Genomic DNA, 23,476 nt, shown 5'->3' on the forward strand with positions numbered 1-23,476 from the left:
GTATGAACGCAATGGTTACCCCCTGGCGATGGGCCTGTCTAGACCCCAGGGGGCAACTCGATCAGCTCGACCCGCTCTCCCGACCACCCCGGAGGCACCACCGCCAGGGCTCCGGCCAGGGCCGCTCCCCACAAAGAGCCCGGCCGATCATGCCCTGCGGGAATCGCGCCGAGCTCGGATCTGAGCACCGGCACCAGCCGGGTGTCACGAGGATGCGGGCGCACGACCCCGTGCAGCGGGCTCGTCTCGACGGCCGCGGGCGTCCCGGTCAGCTCGCGCAGGATCGGGGCGAGCAGTGTGAGCGCGGCGGCCAGGGCCGCGAACGGGTTGCCCGGCAGGCCCACCACGAGCCGGCCGTCGCGCAGGCGGGCCAGGAGCTGGGGATGCCCGGGGCGTACGGCGACGCCGTCGACGAGCACATCGGCGGCCAGAGCGTCGAGCACGGCCCGCAGGTGGTCGGCGGGCCCTCTCGACGAGGCCCCGCACACGACGACGATCTCGGCCGCTCCCTCCGGGGGACGACCGTCCATGACAGCGGCCGGCTCGTGCGAGCGGCCGTCCGCGAGAGCGGCCCGCTCCGGTGAACGGCCGCCCTCCTCGGGGGCATGTTGCCACGCGGGGGCGGCCTCGCGCCAGCCCCCGGTGAGCGCGGCGCGCAGGGGGCCGGGGCCGTCGGGGAGGTGGTGCACGCCCGTCACGCGCCCGCCGGCCCACTCCACCAGACCCGGCAGGAACGGCCCGATGGCGTCCCTGACCCGGCCGGGGCCCGGCAACCCGCGATCGACCACCTCGTCCCCGGTGACCAGCACGGCGACGCGCGGGCGGGGCCGTACCGGGAGCTCGTCGTGGCCGAGCGCGGCGGTCAGCCCGAGCGCCACCGGCGTCACCACCGCGCCCTCGGCCAGCACGACCGCCCCCTCGGGGACGTCCTCACCACGCCGCCTGATGTGCCTGCCCTCCTCGGCCGGGCCGCGCACCTGCCCGCCGGTCGCGTCCGCCCGCTCGTACGGCAGCACCGACCCGGCGCCGGGCGGCACGGGAGCGCCGGTCGCGATCTCCACCGCCTCCCCCGCCCGCAGCGGCCGGTCGTGGGCCGCCCCGCCGGCGAGCACGCGCGCCACCACGCGCCACGGCCCAGGACCGGCCACGGCGTAGCCGTCCATCGCCGAGACGTCCGTTCCGGGCACCGCCACCAGCGCCGTCAGCGGCCCTGCCAACCGGCGTCCGAGCGCCTGCCGCAAGGGGACCGTCTCGGGCTTCCCCGGGCAGACCGCAGCCGCCGCGAGGGCCCGCGCGGCGGGCCAGGAGATCGCTTCCACCACTGGTGGATGCCACGCAACGGCCACGGGCACACTCCTTGACCCTCGTTTTTCCATACTGTATACCGAATGCACGACGGGCCGCGATTCTGCGGCCCGTTCGCAAGTTACGGGCCCGTACTTGTCATCCGACGCGAGAACGGAGCGCAGCATGAAGGTCGCTGTTCTTGGCGCCGGCGCCATCGGCGCATACGTGGGCGCCGCCCTGCACAGGGCGGGAGTCGAGGTGCACCTCATCGCGAGAGGTCAGCACCTCGAAGCCATTCGTAGCGCAGGTGTGCGGGTGCTCACCCCCAGGGGCGATTTCATCGCCCATCCCCATGCCACCGACGACCCCACCCAGGTCGGTCCGGTGGACCACGTCTTCCTGGGCCTCAAGGCGAACAGCTACGCCTCCGCGGGCCCCATGATCGAGCCGCTCCTGCACGAGACCACGAGCATCATCGCCGCGCAGAACGGCATCCCGTGGTGGTACTTCCACGGGCTCAAGGGCCCGTACGAGGGCTACCGCATCGAGAGCGTCGACCCCGGCGGAGCGGTGACCTCCGCCTTACCCCTCGACCGCGCGATCGGCTGCGTCGTGTACGCCGCCACCGAGATCGAGGAACCGGGCGTGATCCGTCACCTCGAAGGCACCCGCTTCTCCATCGGCGAGCCCAGCGGCGAGCCGACCGAGCGGTGCTCCGCCTTCAGCCAGGCCGCCATCGCGGGTGGGCTGAAGTGCCCGGTCGAGCGTGATCTCCGCCGGGATGTCTGGATCAAACTCATGGGCAACATCGCCTTCAATCCGATCAGCGCCCTCGCCAGGGCGACGATGGCCGGGATCTGCCGTCACGACGGCACCAGGGAACTGGTCGTGGCCATGATGACGGAGACCGTGGAGGTGGCCAGGCGGGTCGGCTGCGACCCGGGGATCTCCATCGAACGCCGCCTGCGGGGGGCCGAGAAGGCGGGCGAGCACAAGACGTCCACACTCCAGGACCTGGAGAAGGGCAAACCGCTGGAACTCGACGTGCTCCTGGCCGCGGTGGTCGAACTGGCCGACCTCACCGGGGCCGAGGTGCCGACGCTGCGCGCGATCCACGCGGTCAGCGACCTGCTCAACGAGAATGTTGTTCGTGCGGTCTAAGTCGGTATACCGTAGCCCGTATACACACCTGGAACCCATTCTGCCCTGTCCATAGCCGCCTCCGCTGCCGGCAGCGCCACAACCCGCTGCCGGACCGGCCAGAACGTCACCCCGGGCACCGGCAACGGCTCTGCCGGCGCACGACCACCGGGGTGATGACGGGACGCCGCACGGCGCGCCTGGCCCCCAGCCGCCGTGCGGCGCATCCCTTATCTGATTCGCCGACCCTTCGGGGCGGCGGGGGCTCGCTCGCCTTGGTGCCGCCGCACCAGGCCGGCCAGAAGCTCGATGACCGGCGGGGCCGGACCCGGTCCTCTGGTGTGGAACAGTCCGCGCCCCCGGCACGTCGAGAAGGCCGGCGGCGGGCTCCGGCTCGGTGTCAGAACGGTGCACCAGTGCGGTACGCCGGGTGATGCGGCATAGTGTGCGGCCATGGCGCGTAAGCTCGGCCTTCTGCTCACGGCACTGGCACTCACCGGCTGCACTGCCACCGGTCCCGCCGCCTCACGGCCCGCACCGTCACCCGGCGCCTCCGCACCGGTCGCGGTCACCCCGGCCGCCTCGTCGCCCCCGCGTACTCGCTGCTCGGGCAAGGCCGAGCCCGGCGACCTGAACGGCGACGGCTACGCCGACCTCGCCTTCATCTGGACGGGCCCGACAGGCGACGACCTGGAACAGGATCAGCTCGTGGTGGTGTACGGATCGGCGCGTGGCCTCGAACCGGCCACCGCGCACATCGCCGGCCGATGGAGCATGTCCGCCGAGGCGGTCCCGCGACTCGCGGATCTCGACGGCGACGGCTGCGCCGACATCATCGTCTCCGACCCGTCCATGTTGATCTACTGGGGCGGTCGGGGCACACCCACCTTCATGCCGTACGGCCGCGGTTCCGGCCTGGCCGATCTCGACGGCGACGACGCGACCGACCTCATGGCGACAGAGTCGCGCGGCGACCCGCAGGCCCGCGCCTTAGCCTTCCTCCACGGCCCGTTCACCAGATCCGGCGAACCGGCGCGCAAGACGAGCCGCCCCGTTCCAGAGGGCGACTGGCCCGGTGCCCTGATCACCGATCCGCACGGGCCGGACGCGGTCCTGTACGGGCCCGACGACGGCGGGCAGGCCGACGCCGGGCTGCTGAAAGGCGACGAACTCCGCAAGGTGGCCAGGGGCAGCGCCGCCGTTTTCGGCGACTTCGACGGCGACGGACGCCGCGACGTGGCCATCGGCGACAGCGGGGCGCGCGACGACGAACCCGGCATGCAGACCGAGGATCAGTCGGTCGAGAGCATCACCCGCGTCTTCTACGGCGGCGACCGCGAGCCGCAGGTGCTCAACGGCATCCGGGGAAGCCTGGCCGCCGGCGACCTGAACGGCGACGGCCTGGACGACCTCGTCTCCGGCGAGGTCGCCGGCGCGAGCGTCGTCATCACCGGCAAGGCCGAGGTCCTCTTCGGTTCCCCGCGAGGCCTGCACCGCACCGGGGTGTCCGTCACCCATCACGGCCCCACCCGGAGCCTCACCGGCAAGCGCCTCAAGGAGTGGCGGCTGGGCTCCGTGAAGACCTGGGCGGTGGCCGACTACGACGGCGACGGCAGGGACGAACTGCTTCGCGTCTGGCGCGGCGGCCAGGACTACGCCCGCTTCTGGCGGGTCGACGCCGAAGGCAGGACCTTGCAGGTCTTCGACCTGAGAGGCCGCCCCTCGGCTCGGCCCCGCCATGGTTGATCGGGAACCGCGTCCGCGTACGGCCGCCGCCACCCGTGGAGATGTGCGGGAAGCCGTCCGCGGAGAGCTCCATGACGCGCACGATCCACATCTCCCGCATCGACCTGACGATCAGTCTGAACCGGGGCGCCACAACAGGAGACTTTGACAACCGTTTTCATTTTGGCGCATACTGACTCCCATGATGTCAGGATTTTCCCGGTTGCGTGCTGGCGGTCTGCTGGCGGGGGCCGCGTTGTTCGCCACTGCCGCCTGCGGGGCCGGTGCCGCTGAGACCACCCCCGACGGCAAGCCCGAAGTGGTCGCCGCCTTCTACCCCTTGCAGTGGCTGAGCGAGCAGGTCGGGGGATCCGACGCGCAGGTGAGCGGGCTGACCCCGCCCGGTGTCGAGCCGCACGACGTGGAGCTGGGCATCCAGCAGGTCACCGAACTCAAGAACGCCACGCTGACCGTCTACGTGAAGGGCATCCAGCCGGCCGTGGACGAGGCCGTCGAGCCCGGCACGAGTTTCGACGCCGCCACCGCCGTGGCGACCATCCCGGCCGGTGAGCACGCGGAGGAGGGCGAGGAGGGCGAGGAGGAGCACGGTCACGAGGAGCTCCCGTACGACCCGCACCTCTGGCTCGACCCCTCCCGCCTGGCCACCGTCGCCACCAAGCTGGGCGAGCGCCTGGCCACGGCCGACCCCGCGCATGCCCAGGGCTACAAGGAACGTGCCACGAAGACGGCCGCCGCCCTCGGCGTCCTCGACCAGGAGCTCACCAAGGGCCTGACCACGTGCACGAGCAGGACGCTGGTGACCGCGCACGAGGCGTTCGGCTACCTGGCCGACCGCTACAAGCTCAAGCAGGTCGGCATCACGCTCGACCCGGAGACCGAGCCCTCCCCCGCCCGCCTGTCCGAGGTCGCCAAGCTGGCCAAGGCCGAGGGCGTCACCACGATCTTCACCGAAGCCCTGGTCAGCCCGAAGGTGGCCGAGGTGCTTGCGAGCCAGGTCGGCGCCAAGACGGCCGTGCTCGACCCGCTGGAGAGCAAGCCCTCGGGCGACTACCTCTCCGCGATGCGCGATAACCTCAAAACCCTACAAACAGCACTGGGGTGTACTGCATGAACGAAACGGCCTTCGCGATGACCGACGGCCGGGTCTCCTTCGACGGCAAGCCCGTCCTGCGGGGAATCGACCTGACCGTCTGTCCCGGGGAGGTCGTCGCCCTGCTGGGCGCCAACGGCTCGGGCAAGTCCACGCTGGTGCGCACCCTGCTCGGCCTCACGCCGCTGACCGGCGGCAAGACCCTCGTGTACGGCACCCCGCCGGGCCGCTTCCGCGACTGGTGGCGCATCGGGTACGTGCCGCAGCGGCTCCAGGTCGGGGGCGGCGTGCCCGCGACCGTGCGCGAGGTGGTCGCCTCGGGCCGGATCGCCAGGCAGAGCCGGCTGCGCAGGACCAGCGCGGCCGACCGGGCGGCGGTGACCGGCGCGCTGGAGGCCGTCCGGCTGGCCGACCGGGCCGGCGACCCCGTCCAGTCGCTGTCAGGGGGGCAGCAGCAGCGGGTGCTCATCGCCCGCGCGCTGGCCGGCGAGCCGGACACGTACGTGATGGACGAACCCACCGCGGGCGTGGACGCCGAGACCCAGCAACTGCTCGCCGACACGCTCGCCGGGCTGGTGACCAGGGGCAAGACCGTGGTGCTCGTGGCGCACGAGCTGGGCCCGCTGGAGCCGATCATCACCCGCGGCGTGGTGATCCGCGAGGGCCGCGTCGCCCACGACGGCCGCCCGCCGCGCCCCGAGGGCGAGTGCGCGCGACCGGGGCACGAGCATCAGCACCCGCACGCCGACGAGGCCGCCGCGGGCCCGCTCACCGGGTGGCAGGGGGAACCAAGGTGATCTTCGAACTTCTGCAGGAGCAGCTCTTCCAGCTCGCGCTGATCGCGGCGCTGCTGGTGGGGCTCTGCGCGCCCGCCGTGGGCACGTTCATCGTGCAGCGGCGCCTGGCGCTGCTCGGCGACGGCGTCGGGCACGTGGCGCTGACCGGCGTGGCGCTGGGCTTCCTGACCGGCACCGCGCCGGTGCTGACCGCCGTCCTCGTCTCCATCGCCGGCGCCGTGGCCATCGAACTGGTCAGGGCACGCGGCAGGACCAGCGGTGACGTGGCGCTGGCGCTGCTGTTCTACGGGGGCATCGCGGGCGGCGTGATGCTCATGGCCGTCGCGCCCGGTGGCAGCAACGCCAAGCTGAACTCCTACCTGTTCGGCGCCATCGCCAGCGTCACCCCTCTGGACATCTGGATCGTGGCCGCGCTGGCCGTGACCGTGCTCGGGGTCGTCGCGATCTTCGGCAGGGAGCTGTTCGTGCTCTGCCAGGACGAGGAGATGGCCAGGGCCAGCGGCCTGCCGGTGCGTTTCCTGAGCCTGCTCATCGCGGTCACCGCCGCGCTCACCGTGGTCATCGCCATGCGGGTGGTCGGCCTGCTGCTGGTCAGCGCGCTGATGGTGATCCCGGTGGCGACGAGTCAGCAGCTCACGCGCGGGTTCCGGACCACGATGGGGCTGGCCATGCTGTTCGGCGTGCTGGCCTCCGTGGGCGGCCTGCTCGCCTCCACCTACTCCCCCAAGGTTCCTCCTGGCGCCGCGATCGTTCTTCTTGCGCTCGCCGGCTTCGTCCTGGCCCTCGGTGTCGGTAAATTCGTACGCCGAGGCCGTACCCAGGAGTCCACTTTGAGCGAGCGACCAAAGCTGCGCGTGGAGGAGGTCGCATGACGACGAGGCGCGACGCAGTGCACGACACCCTGCGCGGGAGCTCCGGCTTCCGCAGCGCGCAGGACGTCTACGCCGAGATGCGCCTGCACGGGGCGAAGATCGGGCTGACCACCGTCTACCGGGCGCTGCAGGCGCTGGCCGACGGGGGCAAGGTCGACGTGCTGCGCACCGACGAAGGCGAGTCCGTCTACCGGGCGTGCGCGACCGACGCCCATCACCACCACCTGGTGTGCCGCAAGTGCGGGCGCACGGTGGAGGTGGCCGGGCCGGCCGTGGAGCGCTGGGCCGAGATGGTGGGCAGCGAACACGGGTTCACCGAGATCACCCACACCGTCGAGGTCTTCGGCACCTGCTCGTCCTGCTCGACGCCGTCCAGGATCGCCTGAAGCCGCGCCCGTGGCGGCCGGGGACGACGCCGTGACCCGATCAGACGACCGGTGCGCGTTCCTCGGCCGTGGCCCGCTCCGCCGCCGACCGGGCCAGGGCGGACTTCTGGCGGCGGGAGCCGTACAGGACGCCGAGCACGATCACCGCGCAGCCGGTCAGCTGCACCGGCGACGGCCGCTCCCCCAGCGCCAGCGCCGAGATCGCCACCGTCGTCATGGGCTGGATGAGCAGCAGCAGCGCGGTGAGCGCGACGGGCTGGCGCGGCAGCGAGAACGTGATCAGCGACCAGCCGAGCACCTGCGGCCCGAGCGCGAGCAGCAGCAGCCACCCGTGTCCCGGCCAGGTGGGCATCAGGTCGGCTCCGCCGAACAGCGGGCTGAGCGCGGCGATGGTGAGCGTGGCCACCACGGTCGCGTGCGCCAGCGGCCCCGCGCCCCGCTCGGACCCGCCCTTCATCAGCAGCAGGAACGCCGCGTACGCCACCGACGTCGCCGCCCCCGCGAGCACCCCCATCAGGGGATCGCTGCCGTAGGCGGCGCTGTCGAACACCCCGGAGATCAGCACGACCCCGGCGAACACCACCGGCGTGCCGACCATCAGCCGCGACGACGGCCGCTCGCCGAACACCGCCCACGCGGCGAACGCCACGATGAACACCTGCAAGTTCCCCAGCACGGTCGCCAGCCCCGCGCCCACGTAGTCGATCGCGTGATGCCAGAACAGCAGGTCGAGCGCGAACATCAGGCCCGCGAGCCAGGCCGCCACCATGCCCCTGCGCGGCAGCGGCCCGAGCCTGCGCCGCTCCAGCCAGGCCAGCAGCAGCATGGGCGGCACGGCGTACGCGCACCGGAACAGGGCGGACGTGGCCGGCGACACCTCGGACAGCCGCACCAGAGGAGCGGAGGTGGAGATGATGAGCGCACCGGCGACCGCGATCAGCACGATACGGCGATGTGCACTCACAGAAACCCCTACAAGTACTGACAGGAGATACGCTGCGACCACGCTAGAACCCGGCGCGGACAGGAGTCAACATGCCGTTTGGCCATGACATGGTGCATTCTTTGGCCACCGTTGTCGAGCTGGTCAACACCTCGCCGTCCACCGGCGGCGACGAGGGCCTGCCGGGTCTGCCCGAGCTGGCGGCGTTCGTCGAGGCGCGCGAGGTCAGCGGCATCGGCGCGCTCACGGCCCGCGACCTGGGTCAGGTGCGGATCGTACGCGAGGCGTTCCACCGCGTCTTCACCGCCGCCGACCAGCCCACGGCCGTGCGCACGCTGAACGCGCTGCTGTCGGAGACGCGGATCACGCCCCGGCTGACCGAGCACGACGGGCATCCGCTGCACGTCCACTACCACGCGGCCGATGCGACGCTGGCGGAGCACCTGGCGGCCGACTGCGGGGTGGCGCTGGCCCATCTGCTGGTGGAGGGCGAGGTCGAGCGCCTGCGTACGTGCGCGGCCCCCGACTGCGACCGGGTGTTCGTGGACGAGTCGCGCAACCGGTCGCGGGTCTACTGCGACAGCCGCACGTGCGGCAACCGCATGCACGTGGCCGCCTACCGGGCCCGCCGCCGCGCCTGAGCGCGCCGGCGTGAGGGCATGAGGCCGTCAGGGCGTGAGGGCATCAGGGCGTGAGGGCATCAGGGCGTCAGCGGCCGAAGTCGCGGTGGCGCAGCGCGAGCAGGCCGGCCGAGGCGAGCAGTGCCGTGACCGCGAGCAGCCCCGTGGTGGGCACGACGGCGAACGGCGGCCCCGTCATCGCGTTGCCGACGAAGTGGAACGGCTCCACGGGCAGCCCGCCCCACATCCCGTACAGGGGACCGGCGACCTGACCCAGGACGGCGGTCAGGCACCACACGAGCCATGAGATCGCCGCACTCGCCCGGGGCAGCAGCCCGTACGCCAGCACGCAGACCGCCCCGACGCACCACGCCGCCGGCACGGTGCTCAGCGCCCCCGCCAGGAAGGCCGGCAGGTCGCTCGCCAGGTCCCCGACGAGCAGGGCGTAGACCGTGCCGAAGACGAGCCCGGCCACGGCCATGAGGGCCGCGGCGCCGAGCGCGGTCACCACGAGCTGGCCGGCCGCCCAGCGCAGCCGGGTCAGCGGCGTCGACTGCACGTTCTCCGCCCGGCCGGACAGCTCCTCCGCGCGCAGCCGCAGCGTCATGAGGACCGGGTAGAGGGCGACGGCGTAGGCGATGATCAGGATCAGGTACCACGAGTACGCGCCCAGCGCCTCGGGGCCGGACGCGATGCCGAGGGTGCGCCGGAGGTTGTCGACCACGACGCTCGGCCGCGCCAGCAGGTCGCGCGTCAGCGGGCTCAGCGCGCCGCCCGCCGCCGCGAAGACCGCCACGCCCGCCGCCCACTTCGCCAGCAGCCCCCTGTGCAGCCGCCAGGCCAGGCTGACCGGGCCGCGCAGCCCGGGGGCCGACTCGCGTCCCGGCCGCTCGGGCAGCAGGCCGGAGCCGAGGTCCCTGCGGCCGAGCAGCCGGTACGCGACCGCGTACAGGATCGCGGCGGCCGCGATCGACACCCCGAGCATCCACCACCGCTCCTCCTGGTACGGCCGCACCAGGTGGCTCCAGCCCACCGGCGAGAGGTACGCCGTCCACGACACCCCGGCCGCGTCGCCCGCGTAACGCAGCACGTAGGCGGCGGCGAGCGTGGCCAGCGCGGCGGCGGTGGCCGTGCGGGCGCCGCCGGCGACCTGGGCGGCCACCGCCCCGACGCCGCCGAACACCCAGCCGGCGACGGTGACGGCGGCCCCGTACGCGAACGACCCGACGGGCTCCAGGCCGATCCCCGTCAGCACGGCGGCGGTCAGCGTCCCGCCGAGCAGGCTCACCGCGCCCGAGACCAGCATCGCGGCGGTCAGGGGTGCGTACCTGCCTACCGCGCCCGACAGCACCAGCTCGCTCCTGCCCGCGTCCTCCTCCGCGCGGGTGTGCCGGATGACGGACATCAGGGCGGCGAACGCGCTCGCCACGTAGAGGAAGCCGCCGCTGCGCCACGTGGCCAGCACCTCCAGCCGCGGTTCGACGGCACCGCCGCCGAGCCCGCGCAGGAAGGCGTTGGCGCCGATCACCTCGACGTAGGTGGCCTTGAGCTCGGGGGTGGCCATGTTGGTCCTGATGTACTCGACCATCACCAGAGCCAGGGCGATGAGCCCCAGAATCCACCAGGGCGCGATCCCCCTCTCCCGGCGCACCGCCAGCCGGACCAGGGCGGCGATGCCGGGCAACCGAGCGGCGCGCGATCCGTTCCCCACGACCAGCTCCTATCCACAGGTACAGCCGACTATTCGTTAGAACAGCAAGCTATACCCGCGTATAGCCGCACGACAATCCGGGGTCCCCAGCGCCACCCGGCGTTCGGACACCAAGCAGGACGGGCATCGCGCCAGGGGAAGACCGCACAGAGCGCGGACCAGGCACCGCGCCGGCCAAGCGCCAGGCGGACCAGGTGCCGGGCAGGTCAGGCGGGGGTGACCTGCCAGGTGACGCCGTGGGTGGTCAGGTGGTCGAGGAAGCCGGCCGGGTCGAAGGCCTGAGCGGGCGCGAGCGTACCGGCCGGGGCGCCGTCCGCGGCGAGGCGGCGGGCGCCCTCGACGGCGATCACGGCGGTCATCCCGTACGCGTCGGAGCCCGTCACCCAGCCGCGCGCCCGCCCGCCGCCGGTGCCGGTGGCCTCCGCCAGCATCAGCCAGCGCGAGGCGGCTCTGGCGGCTTCGTCCGGGATCTCGGGAACGCTGTCCACGACGTCCGGCGTCAGCGCCGCGAACAACGCCGCCACCTCGGCCCTGATCACGGTCCGCACCCGCCGCACCCGCACGTGCCGGGGCACGATGACCGCCCGGGCAGCGCGAACGCCTCCACGATCACGGGTCCCTCCTCCGTCTCGACCACGGAGGGCCCGCCACCGTCCACCGCCCGGACGCATCCGACCCCGGCACGTCCTTCCCGGGCACCACCCGCTCGGACACCACCCGCTCGGACACCGCCACCATCGAGCGGGCGGTTCCGCGGGACGCGACCCCCCACGACGGCTCCCCGGCCGCAGCCGCCCACCTGGTCGCGGGCCCGGTGGCGGGTTGAACGTGGCCGGGTCGCGCGGTCAGACCTGGTTGGGGATCGCGCCGCCGTAACGCCGGTCGCGCTTGGCGTAGATCTCGCACGCCTCCCACAGGTCGCGCCGGTCGAAGTCGGGCCACAGCCGGTTGAGGAAGACCATCTCGGCGTAGGCCGACTGCCACAGCAGGAAGTTGGAGAAACGCTGCTCGCCCGACGAGCGCAGGAACATGTCGACCGGCGGGATCTCCGGCTCGTCCAGGTAGCGGGCGAACACCTTCTCGCTGACCTTGGACGGCTTGACCCGTCCGGCCGCGATGTCGGCCGCCAGCCGGACCGCCGCGTCGACGATCTCGGCCTGCCCGCCGTAATTGACGCAGAACTGCAATGTGAGCTTGCGGTTGGTGAGCGTCATCTGCTCGGCGGTCTGCAACTCGGAGATGACGCTCTTCCACAGCCGCCCAGGCCGCCCGGCCCAGCGCACGCGCACGCCCATCGCGTTGAGCTCGTCGCGCCGCCGCCGGATGACGTCGCGGTTGAACCCCATCAGGAAGCGCACCTCGTCGGGCGAGCGCTTCCAGTTCTCGGTGGAGAACGCGTACGCGCTCAGATAGGGGATGCCCAGCTCCAGCGCGCCCTCGATGACGTCGAACAGCGAGGACTCACCCGCCTTGTGCCCCTCGGTGCGGGGCAGCCCGCGGGCCTTGGCCCAGCGCCCGTTGCCGTCCATGACGATGGCGACATGCTGGGGCACCAGCTCTTTCGGGATGGACGGCGGGGTCGCTCCCGACGGGTGCGGGGTCGGCGGTCGTACGTTCACGCGGGCTCCCTTTCGACGTGTCGGAGAGAGCGTATTCCGTGTTCGAGGTGCCATTGCAGGTAGGCGGCCACCAGGCCGCTGCACTCGCTGCGATGGCGCGGCTCGGAGGCGTCGGCGGCGGCCCAGTCGCCGCGCAGCAGCGCCGTCATGAGCCCGAGCGTCTCCCCGGCCGGCACGGCCGCGCCGGCCGGCTTGCACGCCCCGCACACCACGCCTCCCGCGACGATGGCGAACGCCCTGATCGCCGGCGCCTGGCACTTGGCGCAGGCCTCCAGCGCGGGGGCGTAACCGGCCACGGCCAGGGAGCGCAGGAAGTAGGCGTCGAGGACCAGCCTGGCCTCGTGCCCCCGGTCGGCGAGCGTGCGCAGCCCGCCCACCAGCAGCAGGAACTGCCGCAGCGCCGGCTCCTTCTCCCCGTGCGTCAGCCGGTCGGCGGTCTCCAGCATCGCGCTGCCCGCGGTGTAGCGGGGATAGTCGGCGGCCAGCGCCTCGCCGTAGGGCCTGATCGTCTCCGCCTGGGTGACCACGTCGAGCGTGCGGCCAGTGTGAAACTGCACGTCGACATGGGTGAACGGCTCAAGCCTGGCCCCGAAGCGGGAGGTCGTGCGGCGCACGCCACGCGCCACCGCCCGGACCTTGCCGGTGCGCTTGGCCAGGACGGTGATGATCCGGTCGGCCTCCCCGAGCTTCTGAGTGCGCAGGACCACGCCTTCGTCACGGTAGAGACTCACTCGGACATCTTACGGCCACCCCTATACCGGCGGACGGGACGTTACGGGCATGCTCTGTTGACGCGACTTTACGTCACCGTCACTAGACTTTGACGCCTGTCCCCGCATCACCCGTTGTTCAACCCCCCGCTACCGCCTCGAAAGGGAGTCATGACCCGCGTGGTCCTGCTGGGTTCCTCACCCGGCCCCGACACCTCTCCGACCGGCCTGAGGCTGGCCGCGCTGCCCGGCACCCCCACTGTGGCCGAGCGCCTCAACAGCCAGCTCACCTCGATGGATCCGCGTTTCGCCACGATCCAGTCAGGCGACGTGGCCACCGCCCTTCGCGCCCTGGCCGACGTTGCCGAGTCCGCAACGGAGAACCTCTTCATCATCCCGGAGAACTCGGTCGTCCACGACGAGCTGATCTACCAGATCACCAAGTCCAAGCGCGGTGCGCTGGCGCTCGTCGCGAAAGAACCGCGTGTGGGGGTGACGGAGGAGCAAGAGGACAACGGCCAGGACGACAACGGTCCTGAAGACCGCATCCCGATCGACGAGGCCGACCCCGAGATCGGGCTCAACCGCGTCGAGGGGCTGCCCGTACGCGTCCGCGTCGGCAAGTCGCGCGTCGTCTCGGTCGGCACCGCCAACCACGCCGTGACCAGGCCCAACGCGGTCATCCTCGGCCCGCTGCACATCAGCGCGCGCAACGCGCCGACGCTCGCCGCCACCTGCCGCGAGCTGGCCGACATGGCCGACCGGTTCGGCGCCGACGACGACCTGATGCAGCTCGTCGTGTTCGGCCTGGTGCGCAACGGCGTGTCGGTCGGCATCAGGGGCCGCCGCGACCTGTTCTACCGCCGGGTCACCACCCAGGAGGAGATCAACGAGGCCGGCGCCGAGATGGCCGGCATGGACGAAGACCGCGCCCGCCTCAACAACGCGGTCAAGGGCGCCGACGGCTTCTTCACCACCTACTTCGTCTCCACCTACTCGCGCTACATCGCCCGCTGGGCCGCCCGGCGCGGGCTGACGCCCAACCAGGTGACGCTCATCTCGATCACCCTGGGCGTGGCCGCGGCCGCCTGCTTCGCCACCGGCGACCGGCCCTGGATGGTGGCGGGCGGCGCGCTGATCTACTTCGCCTTCGTGTTCGACTGCGTCGACGGGCAGGTGGCCCGCTACGCGCGCAAGTTCGGCGTGCTCGGGGCCTGGCTGGACGCCACGTTCGACCGGTTCAAGGAATACGTGGTCTTCGCCGGTCTGGCCGTCGGCTGGGTCGTCTCGGGCAACGGCGACGACATCTGGATCCTGGCGCTGGCCGCGCTCGGCCTGCAGTCCGTACGCCACCTGCTCGACTTCTCCTTCGGCATCTCCAACCGCCGCAGCAAGACCCCCAACCCGCTGCCCACGACGCCGCTCGACGCCCCCGACGACCGCGAGCTGCGCCAGGCGCTCACCCGCCGCAAGGCCGAGCGGAGCCAGGGGCTCCGCGGCGTGCTGAAGATGTGGACGAAGGCGGGCAAGTACCGTGTGGTCCATTGGGCGCGTAAGATGATCGTCTTCCCCATCGGCGAGCGTTTCGCGGCCATCGCGATCACCGCCGCCCTCTTCGACGCCCGGATCACCTTCATCACCCTGGTGATCTGGGGCTCCGTCGCCGCCGCCTACACCCTCACCGGACGCCTCATGAGGTCGCTCGTATGATCACCCACCCGCAGGCCATGGCCACCCCCACGCCGGACCCCGACGAGGAGCGCCGCCGCATCCAGACCGCCCGCCTCGTCGCCTACCGCGACGACGGGCCCCTCGCCCACGCGCTGTCCACCAAGATCGGCGGCGGCGTGCCGCCCGTCCCCGCCACGCTGGTGGCCCTGCTCGCCATGGTCGGCATCACGGCCGCCGGGCTGCTCGACCGCGGGCCGATCCTGCTGCTGCCCGTGGCGATCGTGCTGCTGCTCGTGCTGCCGACGACGCCGCGCGACCACCTCGGCCGCTTCGACTGGCTCACGCCGCCGCTGCTGCGCGGCGCGGAGTTCCTCACCGTGATCGCGGTCGGCCTGGCCGCCGACGCGCCGAAGTGGCTGCTGTTCGTGCTGGTGTACGTGGTCGGCTACCACACCTACGACACCGTCTACCGCACGCGGCAGAGCATCTGGCCGCCCGCCTGGGTGTTCCGGGCGGGGCTCGGCTGGGAGCTGCGGCTGCTCATCATCGGCGTCGGGGCGGCGCTCGATGTGCTGACGCCGGTGCTGGCGGTGCTGACGGCGTACCTGTTCGTGCTGTTCGCGGTGGAGAGCGTGACGAGCTGGGTGCGCCTGGACAAGGCCTCCGCCCAGGCGGGCGCCGACGCCGAACAGGACCTGGAGGCCTCCCCTGAAGACGCCCTTGAGCAGGCCACGGGCGAGGCCGAGAAGGGCTGACCTTCCGCCGACCCCCCGTCGCGGCGCCGCACACTCGTGCGGCGCCGCGCGCTTTTGGCTTTCCGGCGCGCCATCGGGGGCACTGACTCCTTAGTCTGGGTTTCAGGGACACCTCGGGACCGGGGTCCCGGTCCGGGCGGAGCCAGGAGACGCGGATGGCGTTCTTGTCGCGGCTGTTCAAGCGGGCCGATCCGCCGGCCGAGCGCGAGGAGGCGCATCGGCGGGGGATGCGGGACGCCCGCGAGCATCCCCTGAGCGAGTTCACCGATCCCGGCTTCCAGCCCGCGTACGTGACGGAGATCCGGGCCCTGGCCCGTGAGGAGATCACGCGGGTGGACCGGAGGCTGGCCGCCACGCGTACGGCGCTGCTGGAGCGGGCGCTCGGGGAGCGGGAGACGATCCTGCGCGAGCTGGGCCGCGCCGACACCCGCCCGCCCGTGAACGGCCACGCGCCCCCGCCCTCCGGGGATGGCCCGGCGTCGGCGGACCCGTTCATCTCGATCGCGGAGTCGAGGGCGCGGCGGGAGGAGGCGCGGCGGCGGGTCCTGGTCGAGGAGTCGAACGCCGGCGTGCAGCGCTCACGGGCCCGCATCGAGCACCTCACCCAGGAGTGGGAGAGCGCGCTGATCGAGCGCGACCACGAGGTGGAGGCGGTGCACGCCAGGGCCGAGCGGCTCATCGCGGCCTACAAGAGCGGCGTGCTGCGCGGCCATCCGCGCAAGGAGGAGATCCCTTCCTTATGGAAGGGCGAGGTCGTCGCGATGGACGCCACCGGTGACCGGCCGGCGGCGGTGTCGGGGCGGGAGGAGATCGGGCGGATCCTGCGGGAGGTGGAGGCGCGGATCGAGGTGTGGCACGCGGAGGTGTTACCCCGCGAACTCCCCGCCGCCCCCGAAACCGGGACCACCCCGGAGATCACCCGGCAGGACGCCCCGAAGCCCACGCCGGGGGACGGCCCGGGGGACGGCCCGGGGGACGGCTCGAAGGACGGCTCGAAGGACGGCTCGGGGGACGGCTCGAAGGACGCCGCTGGAGGCGGGGGCTGATGGGCGGAGGCGGGAGGGGCGCGCGGCGACTGGTCGCGGGGGTCGGGGCGCTGGCGCTGGCCGTCGCCGGGCTGGCGGGCTGCGGCACCGAGGCGAGGGGCGTCTGTGGCGTGATCGTGGACTCCACCAGCTACGCCGACCCGGCCACCTCCAGGAACGACGTCACCTCGAAGCTGCCGCCCTTCACCGAGGGCTGCGACTGGATCGCCTTCGCCGCGGTCACCGGCAGCTCGGAGAGCAGCACGTGCCGGCAGGACCCGGTCGCGCTGGCCGCCACCAGGGCCGAGAACCCGAACGACAACCCGGTCGTCGAGGAGCGGGTCAGGGAGCATCGCGTCACGGAGGTGCTGCCGAGGGCGGTGAAGCTGTTCGACTGCCCGGCCGAGGGCGACGGCTCCGACGTCCTCGGGGCGCTGCGTTACCTGGTCAAGCAGCTCAGCGCGCACCGGCGGCCGGACAGCGCGCACCAGATCATCGTGTTCAGCGATCTGATCAACAACCGCGGCGACCTGGACGTCAACCGGCTGGACCTGAGCGAGGGCGCACGGCAGCGGAAGATCAAGGAGCTGAGGGACGCGCGGCTGCTGCCGGACCTCAGCGGGTACGCGGTGGTCGTGCACGGCTTCCTCCGTGCGAAGACGTCGGACCCCGACCGGTTCCCGCTGCTGGAAGGCTTCTGGAGGGAGTCGTTCGAGGCGGCGGGAGCGGCCACGGTGGACCTGCTCTGAGCTGGACCGGAGAGCGCTCTCTGACGTTTCCCCGCGCCTTGTCACCACGCTTGCTGGTGTCCTGTGCGGATTGTTGACAGGAAGTCACGCCTGTGTTCACATCTGGTGAGAGCGCTCTCTCACCCCGCCTCAGCACCCCCTGGAGCGATGATGACAACAGAAATCAGGTACAGACGCCGCCTGGCGGCTGTGGCCGTGGTGCTCCTGGCACTCAGCGGCCTGCTCGTCAGAGTGGCCGTGAGTGCCTCCGCCGCCGTCCCGCCCACCCCCTCGGGCTGGTCGCTGGTCTGGTCGGACGACTTCAACGGCTCGGCCAACACCCTCCCCTCATCGTCCAACTGGATCATCGACACCGGGCACGCGTACCCGGGAGGACCCGGCAACTGGGGCACCGGCGAGATCCAGAACTACACCTCCAGCACCTCCAACCTGAGCCTCGACGGCTCCGGCAACCTGCGCATCACACCCCTGCGCAGCTCCTCCGGCGAGTGGACCTCGGCCCGCATCGAGACCAGGCGGGCCGACTTCAAGCCCGCCGACGGGCGCGTGCTGCGCATCGAGAGCCGGATCCAGATGCCGAACGTGACCGGCAACGCCGCCCTCGGCTACTGGCCGGCCTTCTGGGCGCTCGGGGCGCCGTACCGGGGGAACTACTGGAACTGGCCGGCGATCGGTGAGTTCGACATCATGGAGAACGTCAACGGGCTCAACTCCGTGTGGGCCGTGCTCCACTGCGGCGTCAACCCGGGCGGGCCGTGCAACGAGACCACCGGCCTGGGCGCCAGCCGCGCCTGCCCCGGCTCCACCTGCCAGTCCGCGTTCCACACCTACCGCTTCGAGTGGGACCGCAGCGTCAGCCCCAACCAGCTGCGCTGGTACGTCGACGGCCAGCAGTTCCACAGCGTGAACCAGGCCCAGTTCGACGCGACGACCTGGAGCAACATGACCGGGCACGCCGGTTACTTCCTGCTGCTCAACGTGGCCATGGGCGGAGCCTTCCCGAACGCGCTCGGCGGGCAGACGCCGACCGCGGCAACCGTGCCGGGGCGGCCGATGACGGTCGACTACGTGGCGGTGTGGCAGAGCGGCAGCAACGGCGGCCCGACCAACCCGCCCGGCGGGGTCGACGCCCGCTCGACCATCCAGGCGGAGGCGTACCAGGCGCAGTCCGGCACCATCACCGAGGCGACCACCGACTCCGGCGGCGGCCAGAACATCGGCGCCATCACCAACGGCGACTGGCTGCGCTACGACGGGGTCGACTTCGGCTCGACGGCCGCCACCCAGTTCCGCGCCCGGGTCGCCTCAGGGGCAGGGGCCGGGGTGAGCGGGCTCGTCCAGGTGCGCCTGGACAGCCCCACGGCCACGCCCATCGGTGACTTCGCGCTGGGGAACACCGGTGGGTGGCAGAGCTGGCGTACGGTGCCGGCCAACATCTCAGGGGTGACGGGGACGCACACCGTCTACCTGACCTTCTCCTCCGGCCAGCCCGCCGACTTCGTCAACGTCAACTGGTTCAGCTTCTCGACCTCCTGAGGGGACTCGGGCCTTCAGGAGCCCCGCCGAGCCCGGTCACCTTCCCGGGCTCGGCCCTCGCATAAGGGACGGTCAGGGACGAGAAGTGCGGCGGTGGTGGACGATGCGTTCGGCCCAGCTGGCCGCCTCCGGATCCCTGAGCCCCTCCACGACGCCCCCGAGGTAGGCCGTCCCCAGGCTGTCGAACCCGCTGTCGAGCTGCCGCACCCGCCCGGCCCGCCGCCGTTCCACCCCTTGCAGGTACTGCGCGATGCTCTCCGCGTACGAGGCGTCGCGCTGGTACGCGGCCTGGGCGGCGGCGCAGGCGCGGGACTCGGCGTCGCGCTTGGCGCGCAGCTCCCACAGGCGGCGGTCGTTCGGGTTGTGCATGCGCCGTCCCAGGTCGGCGGCGATGAGGGCGGTGGCGATCAGCAGCGCGAGCAGCAGGATCATGGTGGGCAACTGCCCGACCCCGTCGGAGGTGGGGCCGATCTCCTGGCCGTCCACCACCAGCGGCCTGACCAGGGCGTCGCGGCGCAGGACGGCCACGGCGGCGATGAGGCCGAGCCAGACGAGCGCCGCGCCGATCAGCAGCAGGCGGCCCCTGAGCGGGCTGCCGTGCTCCTGCCACGACCGGAACGCGCGCCCGTACATGTGCGGCGCCACGAGCATGATCAGGGCGGCACCCGCGGCCAGGAGCGCGGTCATGGCCACACTGTCGCCCCAGCTCAAGATGACCTGGTAGAGGATCGGCACCTCGACGATCAGCAGCAGGAGCAGCAGCAGCGCGGCGGGCAGCCAGCGGCGCACGACCGGCCAGCGGCTGCCCGAGACGGCGATGGAGCTGGGCCGGCCGTCGCCGGGGCGCCTGCTGGGCTGCTCCAGCTCCGCGACCCGGCGCTGACTGTCCTCAAGAGCCTTCCTGGCCTCCCCGAACGCGCGCTGCGACTCCGCCAGGCTGATCTTCTGGCCTTCGAACTCCGCCCGCGCCCGCTGGATCTCCTGCTCCGTGCGCTCCTCGATCCTGGCCAGCTCCTCCAGCCGCTCGTCCTCCAGCTCGTGGAAGCGGGGCACGCCGCCGGCCTGCAGGGTGAGGGTGTCGATCTGGCCGTCGGCGGCGTGCGAGCGGCCCAGCTCGCGCTCCTCGCGCCGGCGCGCCGCCCAGTCGGGCAGGTGGTAGAGGTCGCCGTCGTACGCCACGGCGGGTGCCCGGCGGACGACCTCGCCGTCCTCGGCGCCGTCCTCGGCGCCGTCCGTACGGTCGCGGCCGAGGGAACGGTTGGGGCGGGAACGGTTGCGGCGTAACAGGCGCATCGGGCCTCCCCGGCGGGGTTCTCCCTTCGATGCTAAGTCGAGCATCCGCCACGGCCATGGATACCCGGGCGATTTGGGGAACAATGGTGCGGGTGAGCGCTTTGCCGGTGATCGATGTGTCGCCCCTCCTCGCCGCCGCAGCCGGCCCTGAGTCAGAAGCGGGCAGGCAGCGGGTCGCGGAGGAGATCGGGGCGGCCTGCCGGGAGAGCGGCTTCTTCTACGTCTCGGGTCACGGCATGCCGGCCGAGCTCGTCGACCGGCTCGACGCCGCCGCCCGGCGCTTCTTCGCCCTGCCGGAAGAGGTGAAGGACGAGATCCGGATGGAGCGGGGCGGCCGGGCCTGGCGCGGCTTCTTCCCAGTCGGCGGCGAGCTGACCTCAGGCCGTCCGGACCTGAAGGAGGGCGTCTACTTCGGCGCCGAGGAACCGGCGGGCACGCTGCCGCTGCACGGCCCCAACCTCTTCCCCGAGCAGGTCCCCGAGCTGCGCGAGGCGGTGCTGGCGTACCTGCGCCGGATGACGGAGCTCGGGCAGGCGGTCATGAGCGGGATCGCGCTCAGCCTGGGCCTGGACGAGGACTACTTCCGTACGGGCTGCACCGCCGACCCGACCGTCCTGTTCCGGATCTTCCACTACCCGCCGAGCCCGCCTGACGACGACGGCTGGGGCGTGGGCGAGCACACCGACTACGGCCTGCTCACCCTGCTCCTCCAGGACGCCAACGGCGGCCTGCAGGTCCGTACGCGATCCGGCTGGATCGACGCGCCCCCGGTGCCGGGCACGTTCGTGTGCAACATCGGCGACATGCTCGACAAGCTCACCGCCGGCCACTACCGCTCCACCCCGCACCGAGTCCGCAACCGCAGCGGCAACGAGCGCCTCAGCTTCCCGTTCTTCTTCGACCCCGGCTGGGACAGCGAGGTCCCGCCCCTCCCCTACGCCCCCGGACGCCGGTGGGACGGCCAGGTGGACTTCACCGGCACGTACGGCGAGTACCTGCTGTCCAAGGTCTCCAAGGTCTTCCCCCGCCTCTTCGAGCAGCAACTCTGAGCCGCCCTCAGGCCGACTCGCGCACGACGAGCCGGGCGGGGAGCACGACGGAGGTGGTGTGCCGTCCCTCCAGGCGTGACAGCAGCAGCCGGGCCAGCGCGAGCGCCTGGTCGGCGACCGGGACGCGGACGGTGGTCAGCGCCGGGGTGGTGGCCGAGGCGGCGTCCACGTCGTCGAAGCCGACGACCGCCAGGTCCTCCGGCACCCGCCGGCCGGCCTCCCGCGCCGCCGTGAGCGCTCCGATGGCGAGCTGGTCGGTGGCGGCGAAGACGGCGTCCAACGACGGGTGGTCGCCGAGGAGACGGTGGGTGGCGGCCTCCCCCGCCGCGCGGGTGAGGTCGTCGGCCACGGCCAGGTGCGGGCGGAGGCCCGCCCGCCGCAGTGCCGTACGGTGGCCGGCCAGCCGGTCCTGCACGGTGACCAGGTCCATGGGGCCGCAGATCATGCCGATGCGCCGCCGGCCGAGCGAGACGAGGTGGTCGGTGGCGGCCGCCGCGCCGCCCGCGTTGTCCACGTCCACGTACGGGACCATCGACGCGATGGGCGGCTTGCCCAGCAGCACGACCGGCACCTCGGTGCGCGAGAGCCGCTCGGCGAGGGTGTCGCCCCGGTCGGGCGGCAGCAGCACGACCCCGTCCGCCAGCCGCCCCTCGACGTGCGCGACGATGCGGCGATGACTCTCGGCCGTGTCGGCCAGCATGAGCGTGATCTGCTTGCCGGCGCCCTCCAGCAGGCTGGTGACGTACTGGACGACGGACTGGACGACAGCGGCCGTCAGCGCGTCACCGCCCTGGCGGGGCACGGACAGCACGAGGGCGACGGCGTTGGTGCGGCGGGTGACGAGGCTGCGGGCGGCGGCGTTGGGCACGTAGCCGATCTCCCTGACGGCCCGCATCACGGCGAACCGCACCTCGGAGCTGACCGACGACTCCCCGTTGACGACGCGCGAGACGGTGGCCCTCGACACCCCGGCGCGGGCGGCCACCGTCTCCAGGGTCGGGCGCTTGGGCCGGGCCTCGGTCAGGCCGTTGCGGCTGATGACGTCGCGGTACCACAGCGCGCTGTCCTTCAACCGGCGTTTCTGGGTGGCGAAATCGACGTGCACGAGACCGAACTTGCGCTGGTATCCGTCGGCCCATTCGAGATTGTCGAGCAGCGTCCAGACGAGATATCCGCGTACTTTCGCGCCTTTCTCGACGGCGCCCCGCAAAGCCCGCAGGTGTTCCTCGACGAAGCTGATCCGGTCGACGTCGTGAATGCCGTCGCCGGTCACCACGTCCACGAAGTCGGCGCCGTTCTCGGTGATCATGAGGTCGAGGTCGGGATATTCGCCGGAAAGGCGGTCGAGGAGCAGCGCGAGGCAGTTGGGCACGATCGGCCAGCCCATGGCGGTGACGGCCGTGGGAATGGTGCAGAAGAGGATTCCCTCGCTGCCGGGAAAGGCCGCGCCGGCGGGCTCGCTCGGCTGGGCCTGGACGACCAGCGGGGTGTAGTAGTTGACGCCGAGCAGGTCGAGCGGCTGGGCGATGACGTCGAGGTCCCCGTCGCGCACGTGGCCGAGACCGCCGTGTCGCTCGGCGATCTCCAGCAGCTCGGCGGGATAGGCGCCGCGCAGCATCGGTTCGAGGAACTGCCGGTTGACCAGGGCGTCGATCCGCGCGACGGCCTCGGCGTCCTCCTCCGACAGCGTCCTGCCGAAGTCGCTGACCTGGGCCGGCGTCATCACGGGCGAGATGTTGAGCACGGCGCCGACCTCGGCGGCTCCGGCGTCGCGCAGGGCCCGCACGCCCAGGCCGTGCGCGAGCAGCATGTGGTGGGCGGCGCGGAAGGCGTCGGGGGCCGACGCGCGGCCCGGCGCGTGCACGCCGGAGCCGTAGCCGAGGAAGGCCGCCACCCACGGCTCGTTCAGCGTGAACCAGGTGCCGACCCGGTCGCCGAGCCGCTCGTGCACGGCGGCGGCGTAGTCGGCGAAACGACAGGCCGTGTCCCGCGCGGGCCAGCCGCCCGCGTCCTCGGCCCATTGCGGCAGATCCCAGTGATAAAGCGTGGCGTACGGCGTGATGCCCGCGCCGGTCAGCTCGTCGACCAATCTGTCGTAGAAGTCGAGCCCGGCCTGGTTGACCTTTCCCGAGTCGTCGGGAAAGACCCGCGTCCAGCTCACCGAGAACCGGTAGGCGGCCATGCCCAGCTCTTTCATCAGCCGCACGTCTTCGGGATAGCGGTGGTAATGGTCGCACGCCTCCGCCCGGTCGGCGGTGAAGGTGTCCCAGATCGACGGGGTGCGGCCGTCGGCGGAGGTCGCCCCCTCGATCTGGAAGGCCGAGGTGGACACTCCCCAGACGAAATCCTCGGGAAAGCCGGCGATAGTCATGCTGCGAAATACCTTCCGGTCACAAGTCGAAGGGGCGGCGCTCGACGGGGGTCGCCGCCCGCCCCGCCCAGTCTCCCGCGTGCCGCTCGTCGCGCGCCAGCCTGGC

The 23,476-nt window shown here is 72.2% G+C and carries 21 protein-coding genes; 13 read left to right on the forward strand and 8 right to left on the reverse strand.

Features of this window, described 5'->3' with window-relative positions; genetic code table 11:
- Positions 1 to 38 precede the first annotated feature (38 nt).
- Entirely contained in the window at positions 39 to 1,346 is a 1,308-nt protein-coding gene (locus tag OIE67_RS34485) for a molybdopterin molybdotransferase MoeA (RefSeq protein WP_326628382.1), read from the reverse strand.
- A 124-nt stretch (positions 1,347 to 1,470) separates the two neighbouring features.
- On the opposite strand from OIE67_RS34485, the gene OIE67_RS34490 reads away from it, so the two are divergent.
- From OIE67_RS34490 to OIE67_RS34515, 6 genes are all read left to right on the forward strand, one after another.
- Complete coding sequence (locus tag OIE67_RS34490; RefSeq protein WP_106235585.1) at positions 1,471 to 2,448, forward strand: 2-dehydropantoate 2-reductase; 978 nt, start codon at positions 1,471 to 1,473, stop codon at positions 2,446 to 2,448.
- Positions 2,449 to 2,880: 432 nt separating this feature from the next.
- The gene (locus OIE67_RS34495; protein WP_326628386.1) at positions 2,881 to 4,173 is read left to right on the forward strand and encodes an FG-GAP repeat domain-containing protein; all 1,293 of its coding nucleotides are present in this window, start codon (positions 2,881 to 2,883) and stop codon (positions 4,171 to 4,173) included.
- Positions 4,174 to 4,354: 181 nt separating this feature from the next.
- Entirely contained in the window at positions 4,355 to 5,284 is a 930-nt protein-coding gene (locus OIE67_RS34500; RefSeq protein WP_326628387.1) for a metal ABC transporter substrate-binding protein, read from the forward strand.
- Positions 5,281 to 6,060 (forward strand): metal ABC transporter ATP-binding protein, encoded by a 780-nt coding sequence (locus OIE67_RS34505; protein WP_326628389.1) that lies wholly within the window; start codon positions 5,281 to 5,283, stop codon positions 6,058 to 6,060. Before OIE67_RS34500 ends, OIE67_RS34505 begins: the two co-directional genes overlap by 4 nt.
- A complete protein-coding gene (locus tag OIE67_RS34510) occupies positions 6,060 to 6,932 on the forward strand; it encodes a metal ABC transporter permease (RefSeq protein ID WP_106236066.1) in 873 nt (290 codons plus the stop codon). The genes OIE67_RS34505 and OIE67_RS34510 overlap by 1 nt, the downstream gene beginning before the upstream one ends.
- On the forward strand, positions 6,929 to 7,318 hold the full coding sequence (locus tag OIE67_RS34515; RefSeq protein ID WP_326628391.1) for a Fur family transcriptional regulator: 390 nt from the start codon (positions 6,929 to 6,931) through the stop codon (positions 7,316 to 7,318). The genes OIE67_RS34510 and OIE67_RS34515 overlap by 4 nt, the downstream gene beginning before the upstream one ends.
- A gap of 40 nt (positions 7,319 to 7,358) precedes the next feature.
- On the opposite strand, the gene OIE67_RS34520 is transcribed toward OIE67_RS34515, so the two are convergent.
- A complete protein-coding gene (locus OIE67_RS34520; RefSeq protein WP_326628393.1) occupies positions 7,359 to 8,282 on the reverse strand; it encodes a DMT family transporter in 924 nt (307 codons plus the stop codon).
- A gap of 92 nt (positions 8,283 to 8,374) precedes the next feature.
- Here OIE67_RS34520 and OIE67_RS34525 point away from each other — a divergent pair, with 92 nt between their 5' ends.
- On the forward strand, positions 8,375 to 8,902 hold the full coding sequence (locus OIE67_RS34525; protein ID WP_326645539.1) for a CGNR zinc finger domain-containing protein: 528 nt from the start codon (positions 8,375 to 8,377) through the stop codon (positions 8,900 to 8,902).
- 67 nt (positions 8,903 to 8,969) lie between these two features.
- Here the strand turns inward: OIE67_RS34525 and OIE67_RS34530 are convergent, their stop codons facing one another.
- From OIE67_RS34530 to recO, 4 genes are all read right to left on the reverse strand, one after another.
- The gene (locus OIE67_RS34530; protein WP_326628395.1) at positions 8,970 to 10,592 is read right to left on the reverse strand and encodes an ABC transporter permease; all 1,623 of its coding nucleotides are present in this window, start codon (positions 10,590 to 10,592) and stop codon (positions 8,970 to 8,972) included.
- Between the two features lie 206 nt (positions 10,593 to 10,798).
- Complete coding sequence (locus OIE67_RS34535; protein WP_326628397.1) at positions 10,799 to 11,167, reverse strand: saccharopine dehydrogenase family protein; 369 nt, start codon at positions 11,165 to 11,167, stop codon at positions 10,799 to 10,801.
- Between the two features lie 270 nt (positions 11,168 to 11,437).
- Positions 11,438 to 12,211 (reverse strand): isoprenyl transferase, encoded by a 774-nt coding sequence (locus tag OIE67_RS34540; protein WP_106235565.1) that lies wholly within the window; start codon positions 12,209 to 12,211, stop codon positions 11,438 to 11,440.
- Positions 12,208 to 12,942: a DNA repair protein RecO gene (gene recO / locus OIE67_RS34545; protein ID WP_106235563.1), complete on the reverse strand. Its 735-nt coding sequence runs from the start codon at positions 12,940 to 12,942 to the stop codon at positions 12,208 to 12,210. The genes OIE67_RS34540 and recO overlap by 4 nt, the downstream gene beginning before the upstream one ends.
- 150 nt (positions 12,943 to 13,092) lie before the next feature.
- On the opposite strand from recO, the gene OIE67_RS34550 reads away from it, so the two are divergent.
- The 5 genes from OIE67_RS34550 (at position 13,093) to OIE67_RS34570 (ending at position 18,657) form a co-directional block, all read left to right on the forward strand.
- Positions 13,093 to 14,631, forward strand: coding sequence for a CDP-alcohol phosphatidyltransferase family protein (locus tag OIE67_RS34550; RefSeq protein WP_106235561.1), 1,539 nt, complete (start codon positions 13,093 to 13,095; stop codon positions 14,629 to 14,631).
- The gene (locus tag OIE67_RS34555; protein ID WP_326628402.1) at positions 14,628 to 15,347 is read left to right on the forward strand and encodes a DUF5941 domain-containing protein; all 720 of its coding nucleotides are present in this window, start codon (positions 14,628 to 14,630) and stop codon (positions 15,345 to 15,347) included. Before OIE67_RS34550 ends, OIE67_RS34555 begins: the two co-directional genes overlap by 4 nt.
- Positions 15,348 to 15,502: 155 nt before the next feature.
- Positions 15,503 to 16,393 carry a hypothetical protein gene (locus OIE67_RS34560; protein WP_326628405.1) on the forward strand — a complete coding sequence of 297 codons (891 nt, stop codon included), beginning with the start codon at positions 15,503 to 15,505 and terminating at the stop codon, positions 16,391 to 16,393.
- Complete coding sequence (locus tag OIE67_RS34565; protein WP_326628407.1) at positions 16,393 to 17,121, forward strand: vWA domain-containing protein; 729 nt, start codon at positions 16,393 to 16,395, stop codon at positions 17,119 to 17,121. The genes OIE67_RS34560 and OIE67_RS34565 overlap by 1 nt, the downstream gene beginning before the upstream one ends.
- Before the next feature lie 189 nt (positions 17,122 to 17,310).
- Complete coding sequence (locus OIE67_RS34570; protein WP_326628408.1) at positions 17,311 to 18,657, forward strand: glycoside hydrolase family 16 protein; 1,347 nt, start codon at positions 17,311 to 17,313, stop codon at positions 18,655 to 18,657.
- Between the two features lie 72 nt (positions 18,658 to 18,729).
- On the opposite strand, the gene OIE67_RS34575 is transcribed toward OIE67_RS34570, so the two are convergent.
- Positions 18,730 to 19,950, reverse strand: coding sequence for a hypothetical protein (locus OIE67_RS34575; protein ID WP_326628410.1), 1,221 nt, complete (start codon positions 19,948 to 19,950; stop codon positions 18,730 to 18,732).
- Positions 19,951 to 20,042: 92 nt separating this feature from the next.
- Here OIE67_RS34575 and OIE67_RS34580 point away from each other — a divergent pair, with 92 nt between their 5' ends.
- Positions 20,043 to 20,999, forward strand: coding sequence for an isopenicillin N synthase family dioxygenase (locus OIE67_RS34580; RefSeq protein ID WP_326628412.1), 957 nt, complete (start codon positions 20,043 to 20,045; stop codon positions 20,997 to 20,999).
- A gap of 7 nt (positions 21,000 to 21,006) precedes the next feature.
- On the opposite strand, the gene OIE67_RS34585 is transcribed toward OIE67_RS34580, so the two are convergent.
- A complete protein-coding gene (locus tag OIE67_RS34585; RefSeq protein WP_326628414.1) occupies positions 21,007 to 23,370 on the reverse strand; it encodes a GH1 family beta-glucosidase in 2,364 nt (787 codons plus the stop codon).
- Positions 23,371 to 23,476 lie beyond the last annotated feature (106 nt).

Origin of the sequence: Nonomuraea fuscirosea (assembly GCF_035917475.1) — a bacterium.
Taxonomy (GTDB): domain Bacteria; phylum Actinomycetota; class Actinomycetes; order Streptosporangiales; family Streptosporangiaceae; genus Nonomuraea; species Nonomuraea fuscirosea.

What these genes read in the sequence shown, in the direction of transcription:
- OIE67_RS34495 (WP_326628386.1), top strand. Translation starts at nt 2,881, where the DNA reads ATGGCGCGTAAGCTCGGCCTTCTGCTCACGGCACTGGCACTCACCGGC.
- OIE67_RS34555 (WP_326628402.1), top strand. Translation starts at nt 14,628, where the DNA reads ATGATCACCCACCCGCAGGCCATGGCCACCCCCACGCCGGACCCCGAC.
- OIE67_RS34575 (WP_326628410.1), bottom strand. Translation starts at nt 19,950, where the DNA reads ATGCGCCTGTTACGCCGCAACCGTTCCCGCCCCAACCGTTCCCTCGGC.
- OIE67_RS34515 (WP_326628391.1), top strand. Translation starts at nt 6,929, where the DNA reads ATGACGACGAGGCGCGACGCAGTGCACGACACCCTGCGCGGGAGCTCC.
- OIE67_RS34505 (WP_326628389.1), top strand. Translation starts at nt 5,281, where the DNA reads ATGAACGAAACGGCCTTCGCGATGACCGACGGCCGGGTCTCCTTCGAC.
- OIE67_RS34565 (WP_326628407.1), top strand. Translation starts at nt 16,393, where the DNA reads ATGGGCGGAGGCGGGAGGGGCGCGCGGCGACTGGTCGCGGGGGTCGGG.
- OIE67_RS34500 (WP_326628387.1), top strand. Translation starts at nt 4,355, where the DNA reads ATGATGTCAGGATTTTCCCGGTTGCGTGCTGGCGGTCTGCTGGCGGGG.
- OIE67_RS34585 (WP_326628414.1), bottom strand. Translation starts at nt 23,370, where the DNA reads ATGACTATCGCCGGCTTTCCCGAGGATTTCGTCTGGGGAGTGTCCACC.
- OIE67_RS34550 (WP_106235561.1), top strand. Translation starts at nt 13,093, where the DNA reads ATGACCCGCGTGGTCCTGCTGGGTTCCTCACCCGGCCCCGACACCTCT.
- OIE67_RS34490 (WP_106235585.1), top strand. Translation starts at nt 1,471, where the DNA reads ATGAAGGTCGCTGTTCTTGGCGCCGGCGCCATCGGCGCATACGTGGGC.
- OIE67_RS34560 (WP_326628405.1), top strand. Translation starts at nt 15,503, where the DNA reads ATGGCGTTCTTGTCGCGGCTGTTCAAGCGGGCCGATCCGCCGGCCGAG.